This window comes from Brachybacterium sp. AOP3-A1-3 (assembly GCF_052378285.1).
Classification (GTDB): Bacteria; Actinomycetota; Actinomycetes; order Actinomycetales; family Dermabacteraceae; genus Brachybacterium.
In genome coordinates, this window is sequence record NZ_JBQSXM010000003.1 from 424,433 (window position 1) to 433,847 (window position 9,415).

11 protein-coding genes are annotated in these 9,415 nt (G+C 69.3%); 5 read left to right on the plus strand and 6 right to left on the minus strand.

From position 1 onward, the window contains the following. Positions 1 to 99 precede the first annotated feature (99 nt). Positions 100 to 954 (plus strand): SDR family NAD(P)-dependent oxidoreductase, encoded by an 855-nt coding sequence (locus ACT3T5_RS07120; protein ID WP_444594008.1) that lies wholly within the window; start codon positions 100 to 102, stop codon positions 952 to 954. 6 nt (positions 955 to 960) lie between these two features. Here ACT3T5_RS07120 and ACT3T5_RS07125 read toward each other — a convergent pair whose 3' ends face one another. The 5 genes from ACT3T5_RS07125 to arsB form a co-directional block, all read right to left on the minus strand. Continuing rightward, complete coding sequence (locus ACT3T5_RS07125; RefSeq protein ID WP_444594019.1) at positions 961 to 1,254, minus strand: iron chaperone; 294 nt, start codon at positions 1,252 to 1,254, stop codon at positions 961 to 963. 212 nt (positions 1,255 to 1,466) lie between these two features. Further along, positions 1,467 to 2,168 (minus strand): potassium channel family protein, encoded by a 702-nt coding sequence (locus ACT3T5_RS07130; RefSeq protein ID WP_444578514.1) that lies wholly within the window; start codon positions 2,166 to 2,168, stop codon positions 1,467 to 1,469. Then, positions 2,161 to 3,522 carry a TrkH family potassium uptake protein gene (locus ACT3T5_RS07135; protein ID WP_343926684.1) on the minus strand — a complete coding sequence of 454 codons (1,362 nt, stop codon included), beginning with the start codon at positions 3,520 to 3,522 and terminating at the stop codon, positions 2,161 to 2,163. Before ACT3T5_RS07135 ends, ACT3T5_RS07130 begins: the two co-directional genes overlap by 8 nt. A 165-nt stretch (positions 3,523 to 3,687) precedes the next feature. After that, complete coding sequence (locus ACT3T5_RS07140) at positions 3,688 to 4,125, minus strand: arsenate-mycothiol transferase ArsC (protein WP_444578512.1); 438 nt, start codon at positions 4,123 to 4,125, stop codon at positions 3,688 to 3,690. After that, positions 4,122 to 5,234 (minus strand): ACR3 family arsenite efflux transporter, encoded by a 1,113-nt coding sequence (arsB, locus tag ACT3T5_RS07145; protein WP_444594009.1) that lies wholly within the window; start codon positions 5,232 to 5,234, stop codon positions 4,122 to 4,124. Before arsB ends, ACT3T5_RS07140 begins: the two co-directional genes overlap by 4 nt. An 84-nt stretch (positions 5,235 to 5,318) precedes the next feature. On the opposite strand from arsB, the gene ACT3T5_RS07150 reads away from it, so the two are divergent. The 4 genes from ACT3T5_RS07150 (at position 5,319) to ACT3T5_RS07165 (ending at position 8,558) form a co-directional block, all read left to right on the plus strand. Further along, positions 5,319 to 5,726, plus strand: coding sequence for an ArsR/SmtB family transcription factor (locus tag ACT3T5_RS07150; RefSeq protein ID WP_444578509.1), 408 nt, complete (start codon positions 5,319 to 5,321; stop codon positions 5,724 to 5,726). Positions 5,727 to 5,783: 57 nt separating this feature from the next. Next, a complete protein-coding gene (locus ACT3T5_RS07155) occupies positions 5,784 to 6,200 on the plus strand; it encodes an arsenate reductase ArsC (protein WP_444594020.1) in 417 nt (138 codons plus the stop codon). A gap of 225 nt (positions 6,201 to 6,425) precedes the next feature. Continuing rightward, positions 6,426 to 6,863: a MerR family transcriptional regulator gene (locus tag ACT3T5_RS07160; protein WP_444578508.1), complete on the plus strand. Its 438-nt coding sequence runs from the start codon at positions 6,426 to 6,428 to the stop codon at positions 6,861 to 6,863. Positions 6,864 to 6,941: 78 nt separating this feature from the next. Then, positions 6,942 to 8,558 (plus strand): SulP family inorganic anion transporter, encoded by a 1,617-nt coding sequence (locus ACT3T5_RS07165; RefSeq protein WP_444594010.1) that lies wholly within the window; start codon positions 6,942 to 6,944, stop codon positions 8,556 to 8,558. 11 nt (positions 8,559 to 8,569) lie between these two features. Here ACT3T5_RS07165 and ACT3T5_RS07170 read toward each other — a convergent pair whose 3' ends face one another. Beyond that, complete coding sequence (locus ACT3T5_RS07170) at positions 8,570 to 9,268, minus strand: LrgB family protein (RefSeq protein WP_444594011.1); 699 nt, start codon at positions 9,266 to 9,268, stop codon at positions 8,570 to 8,572. Positions 9,269 to 9,415 lie beyond the last annotated feature (147 nt).

The window sequence follows — 9,415 nt, forward strand, 5'->3', positions numbered from 1 at the left end:
GGTTCCGTGGAACCTGGGACCGAGGACGTGGAGCCTCAGGTGGCGGTCAGGTCACCGAGAGACGATCCCCCGCGGACGAACACCCCGGAGGAGGCGACCGTGAGTGCAACAACCCTGCTCGTCGGCTGCGGCCGCGTCGGCATCCGCGTGGGCGAGCTGCTGCTCGCCCAGGGCAGAGAGGTCGACGGAGACAGAGAGGTCGCCGGAGGCCGCGAGATCGCCGGACTCCGCCGCGACCCGAGCGCCCTGCCGCTCGCGTTCACGCCGATCACCGCGGATCTCAGCGAGCCCCTCCCCTCCGCGCTGCCCGCGGTCGACACCATGGTCATCACGTTGACCCCGTCCGTCGCCGCGAGCTATCGCGAACCGCTGCAGCATCTCGCCGCCGCCCTCCCTGCGGCGCCCCGGCGCACCGTGTTCGTCTCCTCGACCCGGGTGCTCGAGGGCTACGACTCCTCCCGCCCGCTCACCGAGTCCGATCCCGCCCGTCCCCGGTCGGAGCGGGCCCACGTGCTCCTCGACGGGGAACAGGCCGCGCGCGAGCTGTTCGGGGCGAGCGTCCTGCGGCCGGCGGGCATCTACGGGCCCGGGCGCGATCACCTGATCAGGGCCGTCCTTGAGGGGCGCCCTGTCGAACACGGCCGGCACACGAATCGGATCCACGAGGTCGACCTCGCCCGGGCGGTCGTGACGCTGCTCGGCACACCCGATCCGCCGGAGCTCCTGCACGCCGTGGACGGCGTCCCGTCGACCCTCGGCGAGGTCGTCACGCACATCGCACGGCGGCTCGGGAAGCCTGCACCCCCGCGCAAGGAGCCGGATACCGGCGTCGGCACCGTGCTCGACGGCACCGCTCTCCTCGATCTGCTCGGCTCTCTCGAGGTGCCCGACTTCCGCGCCGGGTACGACGAGATGATCGGCGGATCTCCTCCCCCGCTCGCCGATGCGCCGTGAGGGGCATCAGCCCTCGACGCCCTGTCGCGAGGTCCGCACGAGGCGTTCGACGAGGTCGTCCGGGATGGGTTTGCGCGGGGTGAACGTGATGCCGGTCTTGGTCGCCTTCAGACCGGCGGCCGCGATCTCCTCGGCGTGCTCGGTCAGGGCGTGGGGACGCAGATACAGCCCGCACTGCCTGCTGAATGCTGCATAGCTGGCCACGACCGTGCCGTCGATCGTGAACCCGGGCATGGTGCAGGCGACGATCTCCTCGGCCTCCGGCAGGACGCGGCGCAGGATCTCGCGCAACCGGTGCAGAGAGGGCTGGAACTGTTCGGGCGCCTACGCGATACAGGCGTCGTGGTCGGCGATCGACGTCATGAGGGGGTCTCGCTTCCCATTCCTGGTCGTGGTCAGGCCATGCGCTTCTGCGTCCTCCAGGCTGCAGCGACCCCGAGAACCTGTTCTCGACACCCCTGCGGTCCTCTGACGACGAGGATCGCGGGGTCATGGGTTCGGGGATCTCCGGGTCAGGACGACGATCTGCTGAACCGTTCGGCTTTCCGGGTGGGTCCGGTGACCAGGATGGTGTCTCCCTCCGTGAGCACGGTGTTCTCCGTCGCTGGCTGCCACGCCCCGTTCCGGTGCTTCACGGAGCTGACGGTGACTCCGAACTTGCGGCGGATGCCGCTGTCACCGAGCCGTGTTCCCTCGTACTCGGGATTCAGCGCGGTCTTGACCATCGCGAAATCGGTGTCGATCTCGATGAAGTCCTGCATGCTGCCGAGCACGATGTGGGCGACGCGGCGACCCATGTCCTTCTCGGGGTACACGACGTGGGGGATCCCCAGCTGCTCGAGGATCAGGCCGTGCGCGTCGCTGACGGCCTTCGCCCAGATCTGCGGGACCGAGAAGCGCAGCAGCAGCGACGTGACCAGGATGCTCGACTCGATGTCGCTGCCGATCGCGACGACCACCCGATCGAACTCCGAGACGGACAGCTGACGCAGCACCTGCTCATTGGTCGCATTGGCCGCGACGACGTGGGTCAGCTGCCCGTTGAGGGCCTGGACGACGTCCTCGCGCACGTCGATGCCCAGCACCTCGGCGCCGTCCTTCATGAGCTCGAGGGCGAGGGACTGACCGAACCTGCCCAGCCCGATGACGGCCACCGCGTTCGCCGAAGTGACGGAGGAGGAGGGTACGGACCGGAAGAACCTGCGCTTAGCCAATGATCGGCCTTTCCTTGGGGAGGTCGTAGAGAAGGGTCCGCTGCCGCAGCGCGAGGCCGGTGGCCGCCGTGATCGGGCCCAGACGGCCGATGAACATCAGCACGATGAGTATCAGCTGCGCGCTGGCAGGGAGATCCGCCGTGATCCCGGTGGACAGACCCACCGTGGCGAAGGCCGAGACCACCTCGAACAGGATCACGTCGAGCGAGAGGTCGGTCAGGAGCATGATGACGATGGTGGCGGCGACGATGAGGCCGGCCGCCAGCACGATGACGGTGATGGCCTGGCGATGCACCGCCCGGGAGAGGCGCTTGCCGAAGACGGTGACGGCGCCGGCGCCGCGCAGCTCGCCGAGCATGAGGAAGAACAGCACCGCGAAGGTGGTGACCTTGATGCCACCAGCGGTTCCTGCGGGTCCTCCGCCGATGAACATCAGCAGGTCCATGCCCACCCAGGTGGCGGGATCCATCGCCCCGGTGTCGACGGTGTTGAAGCCGGCGGTCCGCGTCTGGGCGGACATGGCGAAGCCGTTCAGGATCCGCAGATGGGGCGGCATCCCTCCCAGCGTCTCCGGATTGCTCCACTCCAGAGCAGTGATGTACAGGGTTCCCAGGGCGAGCAGGAGCGGCGTCGCAGCGACCACGATCCGGGTGTTCATCGACCAGAGGCGCACGGTGCCCAGATGCTTCTTCAGCTGCATCAGCACGGGGAAGCCGACACCTCCCAGCACCGTGGCACCGCTGGCGGTCAGAAGGATGACCGGGTCATCGGAGAAGGACATGAGGCTGTCGCTGTACAGCGCGAACCCGGCGTTGTTGAACGAGGAGACCGCGTGGAAGACGCCGAGCCACACGGCGTCGCCCCATGTCTCGCCGTAGGCGAGGGCGAAGCGCAGCGTGAGGATCACCGCCGCGACCGCCTCGATCATCAGGGAGATCCGCACGACGCTGAGCACGAGGGTCCGCACGTCCTCGATGCCGAAGCTCTTCACCTCTGCCGCGGCGGTGAGCTTCGAGCGCAGGGAGAGCTTCCGGATCACGGCGATGCCGATCACGGAGGCGAAGGTCATCACGCCGAAGCCGCCGATCTGGATCAGCACCAGGATCACGACCTGGCCGAACGTGGTCCAGAAGACGGGGGTATCGACGACGATGAGCCCGGTCACGCAGAGGGCGGAGACTGCTGTGAAGAGGGCTTCCACGAGTGTGGCTCCTCTGGCCCCCGTGGAGGCCGACGGGAGCAGGAGCAGGAGGGTCCCGAGGAGACCGCAGGCGGCGAAGGCCAGGAAGACGGTCCGAGCGGGGCGCGGACGCCGGTCGACGGCGCGGGATGGGGTGAGGCCGAGTGGTGGCACGCGCGGAATCGTACGCCTGTTCGGTGCGGCCACCGAACGGCTGCTGCCGTTCCTCGAGCAGCGGGGCTGCCGTGCTTCTCGAGGTGGGAGTGGGCCTGCTCGCCGGAAGAGGGCGCGTGGAGGTGGTTCCGGTGGTGGACTCGGTGGTCTCCTGGGTGCGGGACGTCAGGACGAGGTCTGCGTGAGGTCGTCCAGGAGCGTGCGCACCCGGGCGTCGATGTCGTCGCGCACCAGGCGCATCCGCTCGGCGCCCTCGATCCCGCGTTCGGAGGGCTCGTCGGTCACCCACGTGGTGATCGTCCCCGCCATGCCCCGCACCGACTCGACGACGGCCTCCTCGCCGAGCACCACGACCCGGTCCACGCGGGCCAGCAGCGCGGGGTCGATCGGCTTGGTGAATCCGGCGGACATGTCCGCGCCGACCTCGGCGACGACGCCGGCAGAGAGTGCGTTGATCGCGCTGCCGGGCTTCGTCCCGGCGGAGTGCACCTCGACGGCGTCTCCGGCGTGGTGGCGCAGGAGCGCGGCGGCCATCTGGGACTTGCCGCCGTTCTTCACGCACACGAACAGCACGGACGGCGTGGCGGAGTTCTGGGAGCTCATGCGGAGACCTTCTCGGTGGTGCGGGCGGGGACGGTGGTGTCACCGGGGAACAGGCGCGGGCCCAGCCAGAGGGACACGTAGACCAGGGCGACGAGCACGGGCACCTCGATCAGGGGGCCGACGACACCCGCGAGCGCCTGCCCGGAGGTGACGCCGAAGGTGCCGATCGCGACGGCGATCGCGAGCTCGAAGTTGTTGCCCGATGCCGTGAAAGCCACCGTGGTGGACTTCGCATAGGTCAGCCCGACGGCGCGGGCGGCGAAGAGCGAGACCAGGAACATGCCCACGAAGTAGGCCAGCAGCGGCAGGGCGATCCGGGCGACGTCCCAGGGATTGGAGGTGATCGCGTCTCCCTGCAGGGCGAAGAGCAGCACGATGGTGAACAGCAGGCCGTACATCGCGAAGGGGCCGATGCGGGGCAGGAACCGGCTCTCGTACCAGTCCCGTCCCTTGGCGCGCTCGCCGAGCACCCGGGTGAGGAAGCCGGCGAGCAGGGGGATCCCGAGGAAGACCAGCACGGAGAGCACGATCGCGCCGACGGAGAACTCGGCCGAGGTCACGGGCAGTCCCAGCCAGGTGGGCAGCACCTGGAGATAGAACCAGCCGAGCGCCCCGAAGGCGAGGACCTGGAAGACGGAGTTGATGGCCACCAGCACGGCCGCGGCCTCCCGGTCGCCGCAGGCGAGGTCGTTCCAGATGAAGACCATGGCGATGCAGCGGGCGAGGCCCACGATGATCAGTCCGGTGCGGTACTCGGGGAGATCGGCCAGCAGCAGCCAGGCCAGGGTGAACATGATCGCGGGGCCCACGATCCAGTTCAGCACCAGCGACAGCACCATGAGCTTGCGGTCGGCGGTCACGCGGCGGGTCTCGTCGTAGCGGACCTTGGCCAGGACCGGGTACATCATCACCAGCAGCCCGATCGCGATCGGCACGGAGATGCCGGCGACGGACATGCTCTCGAGCACCTGGTTCAGCCCGGGCACGAAGCGGCCGAGGGCCAGTCCGAGGATCATCGCCACGATGATCCACACCGGCAGGAACCGATCGAGGAAGGACATCTCCCCGGCCACGCGGGTCGGCGCACCGGGCGCTGTGGTCGTCGTCATGACGGGGGCCACCTCTTCCTATAGACGAACATCGATGCGAACGCTAGCCTGCCGTATAGACATTCGTCAATGTAAGGTGATCGCATGACCTCCCCCTCGATCGCGCCCTCGATCCCGCTCCCGGAGAGCACCGCGCCGTCGTGCACATCGCGCGAGCGCGCACCGGACGAGCGCGCCACGCTCGACTGCTGCGCGCTCGGGGCCGGCCCGATCGATGCCACCGAGGCGGAGCACCTGGCATCGCGCCTCAAGGCCCTCTCGGACCCGACGCGCCTCCAGCTGCTCTCCCATGTGGCGGCCCAGGGATGCGGCGACGTCTGCGCCTGCGATCTCACCGAGCCGCTGGGCATCAGCCAGCCGACCGTCAGCCACCACATGAAGAAGCTCGTCGACGCCGGCCTGCTCACCCGTGAGCAGAAGGGGCGATGGGCCCACTACTCCGTCGTACCGTCGGCCTTCGCCGAGCTGCGCGCCTTCCTCGAACTCTCCTGACCTGCGCCCTCCGCCACTCACCCCCAGGAGCCCCCTACGACCGCTCGCCCCAGTGTCCTGTTCGTCTGCGTCCACAATGCCGGCCGCTCCCAGATGGCCGCCGCCTGGCTCTCCCATCTCGCCGGCGACTCCATCGAGGTCCGCTCCGCCGGTTCGGCCCCGGCCGACCAGGTCAACCCGGCCGCGATGGAAGCCATGGCCGAGGTCGGCATCGACATCGCAGCCCAGAGCCCGAAGATCCTGACCACCGATGTGGTCAAGGAGTCCGACGTGGTGATCACGATGGGCTGCGGTGACGCCTGCCCGATCTTCCCCGGCACGCGCTACGAGGACTGGGAGCTCGTGGACCCTGCCGGCAAAGGCGTCGCGGAGGTCCGCCCGGTGCGCGACGAGATCCGCACCCGGGTCAAGGAACTCATCGCGAGCCTCCTGCCGCGGAACGCACCGGCCGCCCCCTCGGGCCTCGGTGGCTGACACGACACCCTCGCGGGGGGACCCCGTCGCTACTCAGCACCGATCACGCTCTGCACGCGATCACCGATGACCTCGCGCAGCGCTTCACGGGCGCCAACTCCTCGGAGATCGTCGTGCGCCGCGTCGTCGCGTCGCACACGATCCTGGCTCGCACCGCCCTGATCGCCACCGGCGTCACGGCCCTGCAGCTCCATGCGCCGGCCTCGCGTGGGGCAGACTGGGGCAATGAGCGGGAACGAGGAGATGCCACAGCTGATGCACATCGGCGCCGTCACGGAGCGCACGGACCTCAGCTTCCGCACACTGCGGCACTACGACGAGATCGGCCTCATCACCCCCTCGGAGCGCACCGCCGGCGGGTTCCGGCTCTACTCGGAGTCCGACGTGGAGCGGATCCTGCTGATCCGTCGGATGAAGCCGCTGGATTTCACGCTGGACCAGATGCGCGAGCTGCTCGAGGCCACTGACGCCGCCGCCACGCACGGCGCCTCGGAGGACGCCCGGCGTCGGGTCCAGGAGTTCGAGGAGATCGCCATCGAGCGCCGCCAACGGCTCGCGAGAAAGGTCGAGATGGCAGACGAATTCCTCACCCGTCTCCGCGAGCTCTCCACGACTCCGTCCCTGTCCTCGCGTGAACCCGACGACGACTCGGCGAGCGAGTAGCAGGCGAGCAGCACCGCGCGGGATGTGATGCACGACCCCCTGTCAACCCGGCCAACTCTCACGTAACGTGAGGTTTGCATGCCGGGTCTCTCATGGAAACGTTCCGTGCTTCCGGGGCCCGCCCTCTCCCCTAGGACTCCCCACGTGTCATCACTCAGCACGGCGCCTGCGGACAGCGCGCCCCAGCACTCCCAGCAGGAACCGCCCACGGTGCGCAGCGCCCTGCGCAGCCCCCGACTGCTCAAGACCGAGATCTTCGGCGGTCTGGTGGTCGCCCTCGCCCTGATCCCCGAGGCGATCTCGTTCTCGATCATCGCGGGCGTCCCGCCCCAGGTCGGCCTGTTCGCCTCCTTCACCATGGCCGTCACGATCTCGATCGTCGGCGGGCGACCGGCGATGATCTCTGCCGCGACCGGAGCGGTCGCCCTGGTCATCGCCCCGGTGGCCCGTGATCACGGCATGGACTACTTCATCGCCACGGTCATCCTCGCCGGCGTGCTCCAGGTCGTCCTCGCCCTCCTCGGCGTCGCGAAGCTGATGCGGTTCATTCCCCGCAGCGTCATGACCGGCTTCGTCAACGCCCTGGCGATCCTCATCTTCCTCGCCCAGCTCCCCCACCTCCTCGGTGAGGACATCCCCTGGATCGTCTACCCCCTGGTCGCCGCGGGCATCGCGATCATGGTGCTGCTCCCGCGGTTCACCACCATGGTGCCGGCGCCGCTGGTCGCGATCCTGCTGATCACCCTCGCCGTCGTCGCCTCCGGCTGGACGATGCCGAACGTCTCGGACCAGGGCGAGCTGCCCGAGTCGCTCCCGGAGCTGCTCTTCCCGAACGTTCCACTGAGCCTCGAGACCCTGCAGATCATCGGCCCCTTCGCCCTCGCGATGGCACTGGTCGGGATCTTGGAGTCGCTGATGACCGCCAAGCTGGTCGACGACATCACGGACACCCATTCCGACAAGACCCGCGAGACCTGGGGCCAGGGCATCGCCAACGTGGTCACGGGCTTCTTCGGAGGCATGGGCGGCTGCGCCATGATCGGCCAGACCATGATCAATGTGAAGCAGTCCGGGGCCCGCACCCGCCTTTCCACCTTCCTGGCCGGCGTATTCCTGCTAATCCTGGTAGTCGCCCTCGGCGACATCGTCGGCCTGATCCCGATGGCGGCCCTGGTCGCGGTGATGATCATGGTCTCCGTGGGCACCTTCGACTGGCACAGCATCCGCCCCACCACGCTGCGGATGATGCCGTGGTCCGAGACCGCGGTCATGCTGGTGACCGTCGTCGCGACCGTCGCCACCGACAACCTCGCGATCGGCGTTGTGCTCGGCGTGATCGCCGCGATGATCCTGTTCGCCCGCCGCGTCGCTCACCTGGTCGGCATCGAGAAGGTGTGGGAGACCGACGTGGACGGCGACGACACCGTCGATATCCGCCGCTACGCCGTGACGGGCCAGCTGTTCTGGGCCTCCAGCAACGACCTCGTCTACCAGTTCGACTACGCGGGCGACCCCACCACGGTGATCGTCGACCTCACCGACGCCGACGTCTGGGACGCCTCGACCGTCGCCTCCCTCGACGCGGTCCAGTCGAAATACTCCGCCCGCGGCAAGGAAGCCCGCATCATCGGCCTGGACGGAGCCAGCCTCCAGCGCCTGGAGCGGCTGTCCGGCAAGCTCGACGGCGGCCACTGATCTGCAGATCCTCAGCCGGTGACCAGCGCCGCTACGATCGGCAGCACAACGGTCATGACCAGGGCGTTCATCACCATCGCCGCGCTGGACCAGCCGCCAGCCACGGTGGACTCGGCGAGCACGCGCGAGGTGCCGATGCCGTGGGAGGTCAGGCCGACGGCGAAACCGCGAGCGCGTTCGTCGCGCACCCGCACGAGGGTCAGCAGCGCCGGGCCGACGACCGCCCCGAGCACCCCGGAGATCAGGGTGAGCACCACCGCGAGCGGCACGGACGCCCCGAGGAGCTCCGCGATCGACAGTCCCACCGGCGAGGTCACGGAGCGGGGCAGGGCGGCGCGCAGCAGGTTGTCCCCCACCCCGAACCCGGTCAGCACCGCGACGGTGAGCGCCACGCTCAGCGCGCCGCCCACCACCAGCGTCGCCAGCACGGCGGGGGCCGACGTGGCCAGCGCCCGGCCGTTGCGCAGCAGCGGCAGGGCAAGGGCCACGGTGGCAGGGCCGAGCAGGAGGGTCAGCACGGTCACCTGCTCGAGGTACTCGGCGTACGGGAGCCCGGTCAGCTGCAGCACCCCGGCCACGATCACGACCGTGACGAGCACCGGGGACAGCAGCCCGGGCCGCCCCGTTCGCTGGTACAGCCACAGGGACAGGAGGTAGGCGCTGAGGGTGAGGGCGAGGCCGAACACCGGCAGGTGGATGAGCGTGCTCATGCGGCCGCGCCCCCCGCCTGCGGGGCGTCTGGCCCGTCGGTCGTCCCCGTGCCCTCGTCGAGTCCGGGCCCGTCGTCGGGACCAGGCCCCTCGGCAGGTGCGGTCGTCGCCCGCCGACGGTCCTGGCGGCGCAGCAGCGCCTGCAGC

Coding starts and splice junctions, on each gene's coding strand:
- ACT3T5_RS07140 (WP_444578512.1), bottom strand. CDS start 4,125: ATGAGCTCCCAGAACTCCGCCACGCCGTCCGTGCTGTTCGTGTGCGTG.
- arsB (WP_444594009.1), bottom strand. CDS start 5,234: ATGACGACGACCACAGCGCCCGGTGCGCCGACCCGCGTGGCCGGGGAG.
- ACT3T5_RS07150 (WP_444578509.1), top strand. CDS start 5,319: ATGACCTCCCCCTCGATCGCGCCCTCGATCCCGCTCCCGGAGAGCACC.
- ACT3T5_RS07160 (WP_444578508.1), top strand. CDS start 6,426: ATGAGCGGGAACGAGGAGATGCCACAGCTGATGCACATCGGCGCCGTC.
- ACT3T5_RS07165 (WP_444594010.1), top strand. CDS start 6,942: ATGCCGGGTCTCTCATGGAAACGTTCCGTGCTTCCGGGGCCCGCCCTC.
- ACT3T5_RS07170 (WP_444594011.1), bottom strand. CDS start 9,268: ATGAGCACGCTCATCCACCTGCCGGTGTTCGGCCTCGCCCTCACCCTC.